We start from the raw sequence: 16,221 nt of genomic DNA on the forward strand, positions 1-16,221 counted from the left end.
ATAATAAGGGAAATTGGACCGACATCCTATGAATAATCAGGGACAGATAGGATCAATTAAGAAAAATTAGACGCTGTGCGACTGTTCACGCACCGAATTGACGATAAAAAAGACAATAGCCATGCGAGATCACCGACCCCGCTCTACGTTGCATCTATTGGAGAGCGACAACAACAATATCGCTCAACGCGCTGTTGAGCTTGCCAAGCTAAATAAGTTGATCTTGGCCTTGTTGCCGGGCGAAACCTCTAAGGCTTGCCGGGTAGCAAACTATCGTGAGGGCGTGCTCGTGGTTGAAGCTGGCAGCGCTGCTTGGGCTATGCGGCTCAATTACGAGCGCCAACACCTTTTGTCCGTATTACGGCAAAAAGGCCTCGCCAGTCTCACCACCATTGAAGTGAAAATTAATCCAGCCTTGGCCGCCGTGGATAGAGAAGAAGATGCCACCACACCCGCGCGCCATTTGAGCAAAGCCTCGGGTGAGTTACTGCATGAGCTGGGGCAATGTGCCTCACCAAAGTTAAAAGCGCGTTTAGAAGCCTTAGCCAAGCTAGCGACAGACACAAAAAAGCCAGAGTCGTGACTCTGGCTTGATTTAATAGGGTGCTGAGCAACTTACCATGACAAGGCAGCTCTGCCCTATTTAGGTGCAAGTATTACGCAAGCACCATATCTGGGTCAGCAAAGGCAACCGGTGATTTTTCCGTTTCTTCAAACGTCACCCACTCCCACGCTTCTTGATCCGCCAACACCGCACGCAGCAGCTGGTTGTTCAGTGCATGGCCCGATTTATAGGCGCGCATTTCACCGATGATGCTATGACCACACATGTATAGGTCGCCAATTGCATCCAACACTTTGTGCTTCACTAATTCGTTATCAAAGCGCAGACCTTCTTCGTTCAAGATGCGGTAGTCATCCAGAACAATGGCGCAATCAAAGCTGCCGCCCAAACACAGGTTCTGTGATTGTAGGTATTCAATGTCGCGCATAAACCCAAAGGTTCGCGCACGACTGATATCTTTGATAAACGACTGTGTCGAGAAGTCCATCACCAAATTTTGTTGCTCTGATTCAATCGCAGGATGGTTGAAGTCGATGGCAAAATCGAGGCGGAAACCGTTATACGGCACCAGCTCTGCCCATTTGTCGCCGTCTTCAATGCGAACAGGTTTTTTAATGCGAATGAATCGTTTTGGTGCGTTTTGTACTTCAATACCGGCAGATTGCAGCAAGAAGATGAATGGGCTTGAGCTACCATCCATAATCGGGATTTCTGGCGCATTGACCTCGATAATGATGTTATCGATGCCCATACCGGCAATCGCGGCACTTAAATGCTCGACAGTCGAGATACGCACGCCTTCGTCATTGACGAGCGCGGTACACAGCATAGTGTCGCGTACATCCGCTGGATCAGCCGGAAAGTCAACCGGCGGCTCCATATCGGTACGGCGATAAATCACGCCGGTGTTCGCAGGAGCCGGACGCAGAGTAAGCGTAACCTTACGCCCAGAGTGGAGGCCCACACCGGTCGTTTCGACAATACTTTTTAATGTTCGCTGTCTTATCATCGGCTTATCTCAACTTTTTCTCAAAAAAGTGTGCTCTGCGTCACTCATTACCCTGTCACCTTAGACAAAGGGAGCGTGATGATAGCACATCGCTGGCTACAAACCAAGCACTGGCACTAGTCAGCTTGCTTACGCAAAAACGCAGGAATATCGAGATAATCATGCTCGGTCTGCGATTTTGGCGCCGCGTTTGACGACGACGCAGCTGGCTGCTCTTTTGCCGCAGGCGTTGCCGCCTGAGATTTTTCTTGCAAAGGCTGTGCCTTTTTCGGCTCGGCCGGTGCTTGCCCAGACTGTGCGTTGGTCACCAAGGTAATATCTGGCTTACGTTCGTTGCCAATCCCCGTTGCCACCACAGTCACTCGCAGCTCGTCGCTCATTTCCGGATCCATCGAGGTACCAATCACGACAGTCGCATTATCAGAGGCGAACGCTTTAACCGTGTTACCGACCGTCTCGAATTCATCGAGACGCATATCGAAACCTGCGGTAATGTTCACCAGCACACCGCGTGCGCCTGCTAAGTCGATGTCCTCAAGTAGCGGGCTAGAAATGGCCATTTCAGCCGCTTCTTCTGCTCGGTCTTCTCCCGTAGCAACCCCGCTTCCCATCATGGCGTGCCCCATCTCTGACATCACAGTGCGGACATCCGCAAAGTCGACGTTAATGTGGCCCGGACGGGTAATCAGCTCAGCAATACCTTGCACCGCGTTACGAAGTACATCATTCGCTTTCGCAAACGCATCTAGTAAGGTTATGCCACGACCCAGTACTTTGAGCAGTTTTTCGTTAGGAATCGTGATAAGCGAGTCAACATTTTTAGACAGCTCTTCAATTCCTTGCTCAGCAAAGGCCAGTCGCTTCTTACCTTCAAAGCTAAATGGTTTGGTGACCACTGCAACGGTGAGGATACCCATTTCTTTCGCAATTTCTGCGATGATAGGTGCTGCACCTGTCCCAGTACCGCCGCCCATTCCTGCTGCGATAAATACCATATCGGCACCTTCGAGCTCAGCTTTAATCGCATCGCGATCTTCAAGGGCAGAATCTCGACCTACTTGAGGGTTTGCCCCCGCGCCTAGGCCTTTGGTGATGTCACCACCAATTTGAATGACGGTGCCAACGCTACTTTTACGCAACGCTTGGGCGTCAGTGTTAATACTAATGAAGTCAACGCCTTCGATTGACTCACGTACCATATGCTCGACAGCGTTACCGCCGCCACCGCCAATGCCAACGACTTTAATTACCGCATCGTCAGACATTTCCATCATCGGTTCAAACATGAGTTCTCTCCGTCCTTCCTGTTCGCATCAGGGTTAAAATTCTTTCTTAAACCAGCTACTCAGCTTGCTTACCCAACTGGCAACAGCCCGCTTTTGCTCTGGTTCACTCGTTTCTGTCAGCAAGTTTTCTTTGCCGTAATGCAAAAGCCCAACCGCTGTTGCATAACATGGTGCTTGTACATAGTCGGTTAATCCGGTGACACCCACAGGCTGCCCAACTCGTACTTGATTCTGAAACACACGCTCAGCACATTCGACCAAACCGTGCATCTGTGCCGCACCGCCAGTCAGTACAATGCCTGCGGCTAACTGGTGCTTCACGCCTTCGCTGCGTAGCTTGTCTTGAATAGCAACCAGCTTCTGATTAACCAATCCCAACAGCTCAGAACAACGTGGCTCAATCACTTCTGCCAGTGTCTGGCGCTGCAATGTCCGTGATGGGCGTCCGCCCACACTGGGCACATTGACTTTGGCATCCTTGCTGACCAATTCGCTAAGTGCGCAGCCGTACTTCACTTTAATGTCTTCTGCGTCGGCAAGCGGTGTTCCGAACGCGTAAGCAATGTCGCTGGTAATCACGTTCCCCGCATAAGGGATAACCTCTGCGTGGCGCAGTGCGCCTCCCGTCCAAACTGCGAGATCCATGGTACCACCGCCAATATCGACAACGCAGACACCCAGCTCACGTTCGTCCGGTGTAATCACCGCATGGCTTGCTGACAAGCCGGAGAAAATCAGTTGATCAACTCTAAGACCACAGCGTTCAACCGCTTTCTCAATATTTTTTGCCGTGTCATTGTGACATGTGATGAGGTGCACACTGGCTTCCATACGCACACCTGACAACCCCACTGGGTTTTTGATCCCTTCTTGATAGTCAATTTTATATTCTTGTGGGATCACATGGAGCACGCGTTGCTCATCACTAATCTTCACTGACTTGGCAGTATGGATCACATTGTCAACGTCATCTTGGGTCACTTCCTCATCGGAAATCGTACCCATCCCTCTTTCAGTCTGGCAGTGAATGTGCTTTCCTGACAAAGAAAGATACACAGAACTGATTTGGCAATCCGCCATCATTTCTGCTTCATTCACCGCACGCTGGACGGATTTGACCACAGATTCTAGGTCGTTGACGCCACCTTTATCCATGCCACGAGACGGGCTGGTCCCCACGCCCAATACGTTGATGGTGCCGTCTGGCAGCACTTCACTGACCAGCGCAGACACTTTGGACGTACCGATATCCAGTCCAACAATCAGTGATTTATCTGTCGCTTTATTCATTCACACCATCTCTTAATCTTGGCTAGTCGTCTCTTCCGTCTCTGTTTTCCAACCTACGGCAGCACCTGTGTCATAGCGTAAGTCCACGTAAGCGATCGGTGTTTGTTGTTGCTGTATCTCAGGGTAAAGGTGCACAAACCGCGCTAAGCGCTCTTCTCGTGCTTCTCGACCCAACTCAATCCGTATGCCGCTGCGTGTCACGATACGCCAAGAGCGTCGCTCGTTCAGTGATAAGGCTTGAATCGACAAGCCAATGCGATTGAGCTGCGCATTTAGAGTCTCACTGGCGGCAAGCACCTCTTTTGCACTCTCTGGCATACCGTGCAAAGACACCAGATCCTGTCCTGCAACATCCGCCGGCGTGCCATCAAAAATCTCGCCATCAGGCGTTAACAGCTTCTGTCCATTCCAGATAGCTCGCGCTTGATACTCGGTAATATGGACTTTCAAGGTGTTCGGCCACTGTTTGCGAACCGCCACGTGCTTAACCCAAGGCAGCGCCTCGATGTTTGCCTGGATGCTATTCACATCTTGCAACATAAAACTTTTCAAGGTGCCGACCGACAACACAGCGTCGCGCACTTGCTGATCACTGACCTGAGTCCGATCGCCTTCGATGACCAACTGAGACAAAGGCAGCTGCTGCTCATCGCTCATCCAGTCAATCACTCGCACAAAGCCGGTCACCATCAAAAGAATGACTGCGGTAAGAAACACCAATCCCGCCCATTGCTGACGTTCAAGGTTCACCGTTTCTTGTATGCGTGTGAGCGCATTTACCATGCTCATACCTTTGTTATCGCCTTGTGTCGAGCAAGCTTGACACACCCAGCGAAAAAACCGACTGATTATAGCGATCCCGCGCCTCGTGCTCCAACTTGATTGACGCTTTGTATCAATAAGCTGAGATCTGTTCCGAGCAATTTTGCTCTGTGATGCGAAAAAAGCCGCCTTTTTATTCGGATCATCCGATTATGACACAGCTTTTTATCACATCAGTTTGTTTTTTGTTGTGCCATTTTTGCTTTATCCAGCGCCATTGCCGCTAAATTTCGCGCTACTTTACCAATGTCACCCGCGCCTTGTGTTAAAACTAAGTCATTCGCTTGCAGTACATTGGCCAATGCGGCCGGTAACGCCTCGGCATTTGGCACAAAAATCGGATCGAGCTTACCTCGCGCCCGAATGCTACGACACAAACTTCTACCGTCAGCCCCGGCAATCGGTGTTTCTCCCGCGGAATAGACATCCAACATCAACAGCACATCCACGTTTTCCAGCACATTGGCAAAATCATCATAGAGATCTCGGGTACGGCTGTATCGGTGCGGCTGAAAGATCATCACCAAACGGTGATCTTGCCAGCCAGCGCGTGCCGCTTTAATGGTGACATCCACTTCACTCGGGTGGTGACCATAATCGTCAACCAATAACGCCATTCCTTGCTCGACAGGGAATTCTCCCAGTTGGTCAAAACGACGCCCTGTTCCTTCAAAACTGGCAAGCGCACGCACAATGGCAGCGTCATCCACACCGTCTTCGGTCGCGACAGCAATCGCGGCACTGGCGTTTAATGCGTTGTGTTGTCCCGGAATATTGAGCTCTATGGTCAAGGTCTCGCGTCCCGGACGGGTGACTTTAAAGATCCCGCGCTGACCTTTTTGCTGATAATCGTGCAAACGCACATCGGCATCATCAGAAAAGCCATAGGTGATCACTTGGCGACCAATCGATGGGATCAGGGCGCGTACCACAGGATCATCAATACACACCACCGCTAACCCGTAAAACGGTAGATTGTGAAGAAAATCAATAAAGGTTTGCTTTAGCGTTTCAAAGTTACCGCCGTAGGTATCCATATGGTCGGCTTCAATATTGGTGACGATGGCGACCATAGGTTGTAAATGCAAAAAAGAGGCATCGCTTTCGTCCGCTTCCGCAATCAAATATCGGCTACTCCCCAAACGCGCGTTGGTGCCAGCGCTTTTCACTAATCCCCCATTAACAAAGGTGGGATCTAAACCGGCTTCCGAATAAATCTGTGTCACTAATGCAGTGGTCGTGGTTTTACCATGGGTACCGGCAACGGCAATACCGTGCCGATATCGCATCAATTCGGCCAACATTTCGGCACGACGAACCACCGGAATGCGGAGCGATTTTGCCGCGACCACTTCCGGATTATCGGGCTTGATGGCGGTAGAGACCACCACCACGCTTGCTTTCTCAATATGACTGGCTTGATGACCGATAAAGATCTCTGCCCCCATGGACGCCAAACGCTCGGTGACCACATTTTGTGCAAGATCCGAGCCGGTTATTTGGTAACCTTCATTAATCAGCACTTCAGCAATACCACACATACCCGCACCGCCGATGCCCACAAAGTGGATCCGTTTCACCCGACGCATTTCCGGGATCATGGTACGAAGTTTTTCTAGCTGCTGATTATCCAATTTACCCATTCATCTTTTCTCTATTATTTTGCTTGTTCGGCAATCACTTGTGCCACACGTGCATCCGCATCAATGATCGCGGCATCGCGCGCGGCGTTCGCCATCGCAAGGAGGCGCGCTCGGTCTAAGCCGTCAATTGTCTCAGCCAGCGTGGCGGCTGTCAGTGATGGCTGTTCAATCATCAGTGCTGCATCACGTTCAACCAAGTAATCACCGTTTAGTGCTTGCTGACGGTCGGCATGCATAAAGGGCACAAAGATCGCCCCCACACCGGCTGCTGCGAGTTCCGAGACCGTCAAAGCGCCACTGCGACAAATCACCACATCGGCCCAAGCATAAGCACTGGCGACATCATCAATAAATTCAGTCACGGTCGCATCGGTAACGCCCTCAGCGTGATAGGCCGCTTCGGTACTTTGCGCGTTTCCTTTACCGGCTTGGTGACGCACCATGACTGGCTGCGCCGTTTGTGCCACCGCAACAGGCACGGTTTGGTTTAAGATGCGCGCACCTTGGCTGCCGCCCATCACCAGAATACGTAGCGGTCCGTTGCGATCACGAAAGCGCGCTGTCGGTGACGGCAAGGAACACACATCACGGCGCACCGGATTGCCGACCACAGGCTGACCCTCGAACGCTCCCGGAAAGGCTTGCAGCACTTGCTTAGCCACTTTTGCCAACCATTGGTTGGTTAACCCAGCCACCGCATTTTGTTCATGAAGCACCACAGGTACACCACTGAGCCAAGCGGCGATGCCGCCGGGGCCACTCACGTATCCACCCATGCCCAACACCGCATCGGGTTTATAGCGCTTAATGATTTGGCGCGCTTGCCAAATGGCGCTAAGGATCATCCACGGCGCACGCAGCTTGCGGATCAGGCCCGAACCAATCAAGCCTTTGACACGAATAAACTCAATATCAATGCCGTGTTTGGGAACCAGATCGGCTTCCATACGATCCGCAGTCCCCAACCAACGGATCTGCCAGCCTTGTTGATCTAAATATTTAGCGACCGCGAGGCCGGGAAACACATGTCCACCGGTTCCCCCCGCCATTACCAATAAACGTTTACTGCTCATCGTGTTGAATTTTATCCTGATAATGCTTGATTTGATGGGCTTGGGCCGTGGCTAAACGGTACTCATGGTCGATACGTAACAGCAGGGCGACCGCCATTGCCATGATCAAAAGGCTGGAACCGCCATAACTGATCAGAGGCAGCGTCAGCCCCTTGGTCGGCAGCATGCCCGCGGCAGCGCCCACATTCACCATGGTTTGAAACGCAAACCAAATCCCGATACCAAAGGCGAGAAAGCCACCAAACAATTGTTCTTGTTCAAGGCAACGTCTGCCAATAAATAAGGCTTTGAAGACCAAGCAGAAAATTAAAACCAAAATGACACTAACGCCCACCAGCCCTAGCTCTTCGGCAATCACGGCAAAAACAAAGTCGGTATGCGCTTCAGGCAAGTACTCCAATTTTTGAATCGAGTTGCCCAAGCCTTGCCCAAACCAATCACCGCGCCCAAAGGCCATTAACGATTGGGTAAGCTGATAGCCACTGCCAAACGGGTCTTGCCAAGGGTCAAGGAAAGCGGTAACACGCCGCACCCGATAAGGCTCTGCAATGATCAAGCCTCCCACCAGCGTAAGCCCTGCCACCAGCAGCGCGATAAATTGCCATAATTTGGCACCGGCAATAAACAACATGCCCACCGTGGTCACAAACATCACCACCACTGAGCCTAAATCGGGCTGGGCAAGGAGTAAGCTGGCAAATAACAACAGCACCGCAAGCGGCTTCGCAAAGCCACGAAAGTGCTCGCGCACTTCACCATGACGGCGGACGAGGTATCCTGCCAAAAAAACAAACAGAGATAACTTGGCAATCTCCGCAGGCTGAACATTGATCCCAGCAATTGAGATCCAGCGCGCTGCACCGTTGACCGAGCGCCCGATGGCTAACACGGCCAACAGCAACACCGATGACAGCAATAGCATCCAACCACTGTATTTTTGCCAAAGCCGCACGGGAATATACATCACCACCACAGCCGCTATCACGGCTACCGTGAGATAAATCGCGTGCCGTTTCGCAAATAAAAATGGGGCATCGGCCAAGCGAAGGGCAACCGGGATAGACGCCGACGTCACCATCACCAGCCCAATCACCATCAATAGCAGTGATACCCAGACAAGTTGGCGATCATAGAGCACACCCGGCGATGGGGTGCGCAGCCAAGACCAACACTGTTTGGGCCAAGTGCGTATCATCGGACATCACTCACGGTAAGTTGTTTGACGGCATCGGCAAAGGCATCGCCACGTGCCATAAAGTTGGCGAACTGATCGAGGCTCGAACAGGCTGGTGACAACAACACCATATCACCCGGTGCAACGTGTTGGGCAATGACATCAATCGCCTGCTCCAAGGTATCAAAACGCTGCGACGAGCGGCTCAATGCAGCCAGTTTGTCACCATCCTGCCCAAAGCAATATAGCTGGGCAGACAGCTTATCCAACACAGGTTGAAGCGCCTGAAAATCCGCACCTTTACCATCACCGCCGAGTAACAAATGGAGCTTCCCTTGCAGCGTTAAGCCATCCAAAGCGGCTAACGTGCTGGCCACATTGGTCGCTTTGGAATCATTCACCCAAGTTACGCCGTTGATCGTTGCCACCGTCTGGCAACGATGAGGCAAGCCAGTATAGGTTTGCATTGCCTGAACTTGTCCATCGCGACCGATACCGACACTGTCTGCCAATGCCATTGCCGCTAAGCAATTGGCAACATTATGACGCCCAACGAGCGCAAGTTCGGCCACGGGCAGAACAGGAATACCCTCCACACTGAGCCACTCTTGGCCTTGATGGCTGATCAGACGATAGTCGCCGTGCTGAAAACCAAATAAAACGAGAGGTTGCTCACTGTGCGTTGCTTTATCATCAGCGTTGGCAATCCGGGTGTGTGCGTGAGCGAAAATACGTAACTTGGCCGCGCGATAATCGGCCAAGCTGTCGTAACGATCCATGTGATCTTCAGAAAAGTTTAAAAACGCGGCGCCATTCAACGCCAATGACGCCGTGGTTTCCAGTTGAAAGCTCGACAGCTCCAGCACATATAAGTCATGCCCTTGGTCGAGTAAATCAAGCGCCGCGACACCGATATTGCCACCCACACCCACACGGATACCCGCTGCTTTGGCCATCTCGCCCACTAAGGCGGTGACAGTGCTTTTCCCGTTCGACCCGGTAATAGCGACCACCGGCTTATCGCAATACCACGCAAAGAGTTCAATATCGCCAACGATGGGGATGCCCGCTTGATGAACTGGGCCAAGCGCGGGCGTCGTCAGCGCAATGCCCGGGTTGGTCACCACCAGATCGGCGTCGGCTAACCACTGTTCTTGCCAGCTGCCGGTATGTAATGTCACCTGAGCCGGCAGTTGATCACACCCCGGAGGTTGAAGACGCGAATCCATCACGCGAATCGTTGCCTGAGGATGGTGGCGGGCAATAAAGCGCACCACGGATAATCCAGTCACCCCCAAGCCCATCACCACGATATGATCAAACTCGGTTAACGAACGCTGGCTCACGGTTGACATGATTAACGTACCTTCAGCGTTGCCAGTGCAATCAGCACCAGCATCAAAGAAATAATCCAAAAGCGGACAATGACTCGCGGCTCCGGCCACCCTTTTAATTCATAATGATGATGAATCGGTGCCATACGGAAAATGCGCTGCCCACGCAATTTATAAGAGCCGACTTGCAAGATCACCGACACGGTTTCCATCACAAACACACCGCCCATGATGATCAACAGCAATTCTTGGCGCACCAAGACAGCAATGGTGCCTAGCGCGCCACCGAGGGCCAACGAGCCGACATCGCCCATGAATACTTGGGCTGGATAGGTGTTAAACCACAAAAAGCCTAAGCCAGCGCCGACAATAGCCGCACACACCACCACCAGCTCACTGCTGTATTTGATGTAAGGGATATGCAGATAGCTGGCAAAGTTCACATTCCCCGTTGCCCACGCAATAAACGCAAAGCCTCCCGCGACCATCACCGTCGGCAAAATCGCAAGACCATCCAACCCATCGGTTAGGTTCACCGCATTACTGGTGCCAACAATCACAAAATAGGTAAAGACGATATAAAACAGCCCCAGTTGAGGCATCACATCTTTGAAAAAGGGCACAACCAGTTGGGTCGCAGCGGTGTCACTACCATGCGCATACAGTGCAAAGGCCACACCTAGCGCAATGGCGGATTGCCAAAAATACTTCCAACGTGCAATTAAGCCATCGGTGTTTTTGCGCACCACTTTGCGATAATCATCGACAAAGCCGACCGTACCGTACCCGAGCAACACTACCATCACCGCCCACACATAGGGGTTCGATAAATCTGCCCATAAAAAGACGGTCAGGGTAATGGCGGCTAGGATAAGCACCCCGCCCATCGTAGGTGTACCACGCTTGCTAAAGTGCGATTCGGGCCCTTCTTCTCGTACCACTTGGCCAATCTGCATCGATTGCAGATATTTGATCAATCTAGGTCCCATCCATAACGAGAACACCAGCGCAGTTAACGCACTCACAATGGCGCGAAAGGTCAAATATTCAAACAGTCGCATCGACGGGAAAAAGCCCTGCAATGCCTCAGCTAACCATACCAGCATCAGCAGGCCTCCTTAATGGCGGCAACAACCGCCTCCATCGCCATACCTCGGGCGCCTTTGACCAAAATGGTGTCGGGATTATGTGTTTTCATCATGGTTACTACATGCGCGATCAGCGCGTCTTTTGAGTCAAAATGACGGCCGTGACAGCATTCACTGATCACACGGCTATCGGTTCCTGTGGTAAACACCTGCGTCAGCCCCGCCTTGGCGGCGTGCTCACCCACTTCTCGGTGCATTTGTTCGCTGTACTGCCCTAGCTCAGCCATATCGCCTAAAATCAACCAACGCTCGCCAGAATAACTGGCAAGCACGTCGATGGCGGATTTCATCGCCGGAACGCTGGCATTGTAGGTATCGTCAATCAAGCGCAGTCCGGCACGCGGCTCACTCACTTCGGTGCGACCTGCGGCATTTTTCATCGCCGCAAGTCCTTGAGTAACGTCCTCTAAGGTCACACCCGGTAACTGCATCGCGGCACAACCTGCCATCAATGCATTGGTAATATTGTGTTTGCCGGGCAGCGGTAACGTCACCGTAGATTGCTGCTCGCCGTCACTGAACACTAAGCGGTAGCAGCCCGCCTCGACCAGCTCGCTCTCCACCAGTTGCAAAGGCGCAGCCGCTTGCTCAGTCACCTGAATCACGTTTTTGTCTGCCAGTACGGCTTGCCATTTCTCACCGCCATGGCTTTGCGCGTTAACCAGCGCTATGCCGCCTTGAGGTAAGCCTTGATAAATTTCACCTTTGGCGGTCGCGACCCCCTCTAGCGAGCCAAACCCTTCAAGGTGGGCAGCTGCAAGGTTTGTCACCATGGCAATATCTGGTTTGACAAGCGATGTGGTGTATGCAATTTCACCGATATGGTTCGCCCCCAGCTCAATCACGGCATAGTCATGATCGGGAGTGAGACGAAACAAGGTGAGCGGCACCCCGATATCGTTATTAAAATTGCCTGCGGTGGCCAAGGTCTTCCCTTTGCGCGACAAAATGGACGCGAGCATTTCTTTGACCGTGGTTTTTCCACAGCTGCCCGTAATCGCGACAGTAGGAACCTGACACTGCGCTTTAACCCACGCGCCCAGCTGGCCCAGTGCGATACGGGTATCGTTGACCACCAATTGCGGCAAGTCGATATCCAGCGGCGTCGATACCACCAGAGCCACAGCGCCCGCCTGCTTGGCTTGTTCTGCAAAGTCGTGCCCATCAAACCGTTCGCCTTTCAACGCCACAAATAGCGCGCCTTCAGACACCTGTCGGGTATCTGTGGTGATCGCGGCAACATCAAGCGTCGGCGGGGTGTCCACACCGTGCCATTGCGCGGCCAAAACATCAGCAAAAGTTGTGAGTGCGGTGGTAATCATGGTAACTCCTTCAATAACGCAGCCACGGTTTCACGGTCGGAATAATGCACTTTGCCGTCGGCAAGGACTTGGTAGTCTTCATGGCCTTTGCCCGCGACCAGCACGATATCGTCAGCTTTGGCCGCCAGCATCACCCGTGACAATGCACGCGCGCGATCGTGCTCAACCCACGCGTTATCGGGGGCCTGCATCCCAGCAAGCATGTCATCGGTAATCGCATTGGGCGCTTCACTGCGCGGGTTATCGTTGGTCAGTACCGCCTGATCGGCATATTGCTCTGCGATGCGAGCCATCACCGGACGCTTGCGGGTATCGCGATCGCCGCCGCAGCCAAAGACACACCACAACTTACCCCGACAGTGGCGGCGCAGTGCGATCAGAGCCTTCTCCAGCGCATCGGGCGTGTGAGCATAGTCAACCACCATGGTCGGTTTGTCAGGGGCAAGAAAAACCTCCATCCGGCCAATGACGGCATTCAATTGATCGCTCGTTGCTAACAGGGCGTCCAGCGAATAGCCTAAGCCTAATAGGGTCGCCAAACTGACCAAGAGATTGCTGACGTTAAAGTCACCCACCAAGGCAGCATTCAACTCCCCTTGTCCCCAACTGGTTTCGACCATCACACGTACGCCGTCGGTGGCAAAATCAATCTGGGTGGCACGCACATAAGGGCCGGCGTGGTGTTGCAAAGAATCAGCGTGCAGTGCGACCGCAATCGCCTCGGGCCACTCGCGCAGCCATTGGCGTCCCACCTTATCGTCGGCATTAATGACTTTGAGCGGGTTACCCAATGAGAAAAGCTGCTTTTTCGCCTCAGCGTATGCCGCTAAGGTGCCGTGATAATCAAGGTGGTCATGGCTGAGATTAGTAAATATCGCCGCATCAAAGGCCAAGCTCGCCACGCGCCCTTGCACCAATCCGTGCGAGGACACTTCCATCGCTACATGCTTGGCACCTTGGTCGGCAAAGGCCGCTAGCTGCGCTTGAATGCTAATGGCATCGCCAGTGGTGTTTTCCGCAGCATGCAGTCGGCCGATAAAGCCATTGCCTGTGGTGCCCATCACCGCGGTGGGCGCATTTAGCGCATCAAGCCATTGTGCAATCAGCTGCGACACCGTGGTCTTACCGTTGGTGCCAGTCACGCCAATCAAGCCTACTCGCTGCTGCGGGTCGTGATAGAACCGAGCCGCCAACGCTGACAATGAGGCGGGGAGATCCGGCAAAGAGATAACCGGCACCTCGTGGTGCCAATCAAGACGCGCCATTGCATCATCGGCTTGCTGAACAATCGCCACCGCACCGGCCTCGATGGCCGCAGGAATAAATCGACGACCGTCCACTTGATGGCCGGCAATGGCAACAAACACATCCCCTGACGTCACTTGGCGACTGTCCAACGTGAGTCGGTTTACTGTGATACTCGGTGCATCAGCTAGCCAAGGGCTTAGCCACTGCTTTAAATCATTCATTCGCATCCACTTGGTTAGAACGCTGAGCTACTTGAAGCCCCGGGCCGGTCTGAGCGTCCGGAGCAATATTTAAAATCTGAAGCGCACTTTTCATTACGCTCGAAAATACTGGGGCTGCCACTTGGCCGCCGTAATACTTGTCACCTTGGGGTTCGTTGATCACCACCACCATCGCGAGTCGTGGGTTACTGATCGGCGCCAGCCCCGCGGTGTAGCCAATGTATTCGTCACCGTATCCTCCCGCGACCGCGACTTTTGCCGTCCCGGTTTTAGCACCAACACGATATCCATCCACCGCCGCACGACGCGCACTGCCACCTTCTTGGGTGACACCTTCTAGCATCTGCAGTACTTTATAAACATTGTCGCGGGTGGCGACTTGTTTGCCTTCCGTTACCCCTTCATGCTTGATGATACTCAACGGACGATTCACACCCAGTGAGCCCAAGGTGGCATAAGCACGGGCAAGTTGTGCGGGCGTGACTGACAAGCCATAACCAAACGCTAAGGTCGCACGTTCAAAATCGGACCAACGGCGACGCGTCGGGAAAATACCCACCGACTCGCCCACCAGCTCAACGCCTGTGCTCGCCCCCAAACCAAAGCTGCCATACTCGCCAAGTAAGGTTTCGACCGGCATCGCCAGTGACAGCTTACTGACACCGATGTTGCTGGATTTTTTGAGAATGCGCGCCAGATTGGCTTTTCCGACTTTCGACACATCACGCACGCGGCTGCCGCCGATTTGCATGATGCCGTTTCCGGTATCAATCACGGTATTCATGTCGGCGACCCCATTTTCCAACGCCGTCAGCACCACAAAAGGCTTCATGGTAGAGCCGGGCTCAAACACATCGGTGATCGCACGGTTGCGCATATTAAAGCTTTTCAGATCACCACGGTTATTGGGGTTATAGGAAGGCGCATTGACCATGGCGAGTACTTCACCGGTTTTGACATCCACCATCACCAGTGAACCAGACGTCGCGCGGTAATCTGCGACCGCTTGCTTAATCGCGCGATAAGCAATGGCTTGCAGACGCTGATCAATGCTCAATGCGATAGGTTGGCCTTCTTTTTTATCTTCGGTGGCAATGTGCTCTACCACGCGACCAAAGCGGTCTTTGCGTACGGTACGTTTGCCATGTTCACCGGTAAGCCACTCATCGTAACGGCGTTCAATCCCTTCCAAACCGTGACCGTCGATACCGGTCACACCCACTAAGTGAGCACTTACTTCGGCACTAGGATAAAAACGACGAGATTCTTCTTTTAAGCCCACCCCGGGCAGGTCGAGCTTATTGACATAAGACGCCATGGCCGGGCGGACTTGGCGTTGCAGGTAGATAAACCGGCGGTTGCGGTTTGCTTCAATTTTGTCGATCAGAGCTTGGCGATCCAGTCCCAACACATCCGCAAGTGCGTACCAACGATCTTTTTTCGCTAGTCCCTGATGCTTAAATACCGTGACAGGATCCGCCCAGACTGCTTGGACAGGCACACTGACCGCCAGAGGCTCACCATTGCGGTCGGATATCATCCCACGGGCGGAATGTACTTCTTCCACCCTGACCGAACGTAAGTCCCCTTCGTAGCGTAAACGGTCGGGCTCAATCACTTGAATAAAAGCCGCCCGAGCCACCAGTGCGGCGAACGCGAGACCAATAAACACACAAATAAGGCCAAAGCGCCACTTGATAAAAACAGGTGGCGCTTTTGGCGTGCGTCGATTTGCTGGCTTCTGGGTACGCTTTTTCACGGGTTCGTACTCAAGGGTCGTTTAACGATCACTTCATTTTTTTGCGTGGGCCGAATCATACCAAACGCGTTGCGCGCCACAGATTCGACATGGCTATGTTCCGACAAGGAGTTTTCCTCCAACAGTTGGTTTCGCCATTCCACTTCTAACGTTTCACGCTGGTCGAGCAACGCATCTTGTTTAGCAATCAAGTTGCGGGTGGATTGTGTCATCAATACCACCGCAATTGCCGAGACCAGCACGGCGCCGAGCAGCAACAAAGGCACCTTGCCTACTGCCAGTAGGTCGTGGCGAATTTGTTTAGCGAGGCTCGGGCGTCTTTCCATG

The 16,221-nt window shown here is 52.8% G+C and carries 14 protein-coding genes; 1 reads left to right on the plus strand and 13 read right to left on the minus strand.

The genetic code is table 11. From position 1 onward, the window contains the following. Positions 1-121: 121 nt before the first annotated feature. The gene (locus BZJ17_RS01810; protein ID WP_108743762.1) at positions 122-583 is read left to right on the plus strand and encodes a DciA family protein; all 462 of its coding nucleotides are present in this window, start codon (positions 122-124) and stop codon (positions 581-583) included. Positions 584-656: 73 nt separating this feature from the next. Here BZJ17_RS01810 and lpxC read toward each other — a convergent pair whose 3' ends face one another. The 13 genes from lpxC to ftsL all read right to left on the minus strand — a co-directional run bounded on the left by lpxC (position 657) and on the right by ftsL (position 16,220). Continuing rightward, entirely contained in the window at positions 657-1,574 is a 918-nt protein-coding gene (gene lpxC, locus BZJ17_RS01815) for a UDP-3-O-acyl-N-acetylglucosamine deacetylase (protein ID WP_069586604.1), read from the minus strand. A 116-nt stretch (positions 1,575-1,690) separates the two neighbouring features. Beyond that, on the minus strand, positions 1,691-2,860 hold the full coding sequence (gene ftsZ / locus BZJ17_RS01820; RefSeq protein ID WP_069586603.1) for a cell division protein FtsZ: 1,170 nt from the start codon (positions 2,858-2,860) through the stop codon (positions 1,691-1,693). Positions 2,861-2,893: 33 nt separating this feature from the next. After that, positions 2,894-4,150 carry a cell division protein FtsA gene (gene ftsA / locus BZJ17_RS01825; RefSeq protein WP_069586602.1) on the minus strand — a complete coding sequence of 419 codons (1,257 nt, stop codon included), beginning with the start codon at positions 4,148-4,150 and terminating at the stop codon, positions 2,894-2,896. A 12-nt stretch (positions 4,151-4,162) separates the two neighbouring features. Next, positions 4,163-4,939: a cell division protein FtsQ/DivIB gene (locus BZJ17_RS01830; RefSeq protein WP_077639580.1), complete on the minus strand. Its 777-nt coding sequence runs from the start codon at positions 4,937-4,939 to the stop codon at positions 4,163-4,165. 206 nt (positions 4,940-5,145) lie between these two features. Further along, positions 5,146-6,615, minus strand: a complete 1,470-nt coding sequence (murC, locus tag BZJ17_RS01835; RefSeq protein ID WP_077639581.1) for a UDP-N-acetylmuramate--L-alanine ligase — start codon at positions 6,613-6,615, stop codon at positions 5,146-5,148. Positions 6,616-6,629: 14 nt separating this feature from the next. Then, complete coding sequence (gene murG, locus BZJ17_RS01840) at positions 6,630-7,688, minus strand: undecaprenyldiphospho-muramoylpentapeptide beta-N-acetylglucosaminyltransferase (RefSeq protein WP_077639582.1); 1,059 nt, start codon at positions 7,686-7,688, stop codon at positions 6,630-6,632. Continuing rightward, positions 7,678-8,883: a cell division protein FtsW gene (ftsW, locus tag BZJ17_RS01845; RefSeq protein ID WP_077639583.1), complete on the minus strand. Its 1,206-nt coding sequence runs from the start codon at positions 8,881-8,883 to the stop codon at positions 7,678-7,680. Before ftsW ends, murG begins: the two co-directional genes overlap by 11 nt. After that, positions 8,880-10,217, minus strand: coding sequence for a UDP-N-acetylmuramoyl-L-alanine--D-glutamate ligase (murD, locus tag BZJ17_RS01850; protein WP_077639584.1), 1,338 nt, complete (start codon positions 10,215-10,217; stop codon positions 8,880-8,882). Before murD ends, ftsW begins: the two co-directional genes overlap by 4 nt. 2 nt (positions 10,218-10,219) lie before the next feature. After that, entirely contained in the window at positions 10,220-11,302 is a 1,083-nt protein-coding gene (gene mraY, locus BZJ17_RS01855) for a phospho-N-acetylmuramoyl-pentapeptide-transferase (protein ID WP_069586596.1), read from the minus strand. Further along, on the minus strand, positions 11,302-12,666 hold the full coding sequence (gene murF / locus BZJ17_RS01860) for a UDP-N-acetylmuramoyl-tripeptide--D-alanyl-D-alanine ligase (protein WP_077639585.1): 1,365 nt from the start codon (positions 12,664-12,666) through the stop codon (positions 11,302-11,304). The genes mraY and murF overlap by 1 nt, the downstream gene beginning before the upstream one ends. Beyond that, positions 12,663-14,141 carry a UDP-N-acetylmuramoyl-L-alanyl-D-glutamate--2,6-diaminopimelate ligase gene (gene murE / locus BZJ17_RS01865; RefSeq protein WP_077639586.1) on the minus strand — a complete coding sequence of 493 codons (1,479 nt, stop codon included), beginning with the start codon at positions 14,139-14,141 and terminating at the stop codon, positions 12,663-12,665. Before murE ends, murF begins: the two co-directional genes overlap by 4 nt. Further along, on the minus strand, positions 14,128-15,894 hold the full coding sequence (locus BZJ17_RS01870; protein ID WP_069586593.1) for a penicillin-binding transpeptidase domain-containing protein: 1,767 nt from the start codon (positions 15,892-15,894) through the stop codon (positions 14,128-14,130). Before BZJ17_RS01870 ends, murE begins: the two co-directional genes overlap by 14 nt. Then, positions 15,891-16,220, minus strand: coding sequence for a cell division protein FtsL (gene ftsL, locus BZJ17_RS01875; RefSeq protein ID WP_069586592.1), 330 nt, complete (start codon positions 16,218-16,220; stop codon positions 15,891-15,893). Before ftsL ends, BZJ17_RS01870 begins: the two co-directional genes overlap by 4 nt. Position 16,221 lies beyond the last annotated feature (1 nt).

This window comes from Salinivibrio sp. IB574 (assembly GCF_001996205.1).
Taxonomy (GTDB): Bacteria; Pseudomonadota; Gammaproteobacteria; order Enterobacterales; family Vibrionaceae; genus Salinivibrio; species Salinivibrio proteolyticus.

Excerpts from the sequence above, each read along its gene's own strand:
- ftsL (WP_069586592.1), bottom strand. The coding sequence starts at position 16,220 with ATGGAAAGACGCCCGAGCCTCGCTAAACAAATTCGCCACGACCTACTG.
- murE (WP_077639586.1), bottom strand. The coding sequence starts at position 14,141 with ATGCGAATGAATGATTTAAAGCAGTGGCTAAGCCCTTGGCTAGCTGAT.
- murD (WP_077639584.1), bottom strand. The coding sequence starts at position 10,217 with ATGTCAACCGTGAGCCAGCGTTCGTTAACCGAGTTTGATCATATCGTG.
- BZJ17_RS01830 (WP_077639580.1), bottom strand. The coding sequence starts at position 4,939 with ATGAGCATGGTAAATGCGCTCACACGCATACAAGAAACGGTGAACCTT.
- lpxC (WP_069586604.1), bottom strand. The coding sequence starts at position 1,574 with ATGATAAGACAGCGAACATTAAAAAGTATTGTCGAAACGACCGGTGTG.
- mraY (WP_069586596.1), bottom strand. The coding sequence starts at position 11,302 with ATGCTGGTATGGTTAGCTGAGGCATTGCAGGGCTTTTTCCCGTCGATG.
- ftsA (WP_069586602.1), bottom strand. The coding sequence starts at position 4,150 with ATGAATAAAGCGACAGATAAATCACTGATTGTTGGACTGGATATCGGT.
- BZJ17_RS01810 (WP_108743762.1), top strand. The coding sequence starts at position 122 with ATGCGAGATCACCGACCCCGCTCTACGTTGCATCTATTGGAGAGCGAC.
- murG (WP_077639582.1), bottom strand. The coding sequence starts at position 7,688 with ATGAGCAGTAAACGTTTATTGGTAATGGCGGGGGGAACCGGTGGACAT.
- ftsZ (WP_069586603.1), bottom strand. The coding sequence starts at position 2,860 with ATGTTTGAACCGATGATGGAAATGTCTGACGATGCGGTAATTAAAGTC.
- ftsW (WP_077639583.1), bottom strand. The coding sequence starts at position 8,883 with ATGATACGCACTTGGCCCAAACAGTGTTGGTCTTGGCTGCGCACCCCA.
- murC (WP_077639581.1), bottom strand. The coding sequence starts at position 6,615 with ATGGGTAAATTGGATAATCAGCAGCTAGAAAAACTTCGTACCATGATC.
- murF (WP_077639585.1), bottom strand. The coding sequence starts at position 12,666 with ATGATTACCACCGCACTCACAACTTTTGCTGATGTTTTGGCCGCGCAA.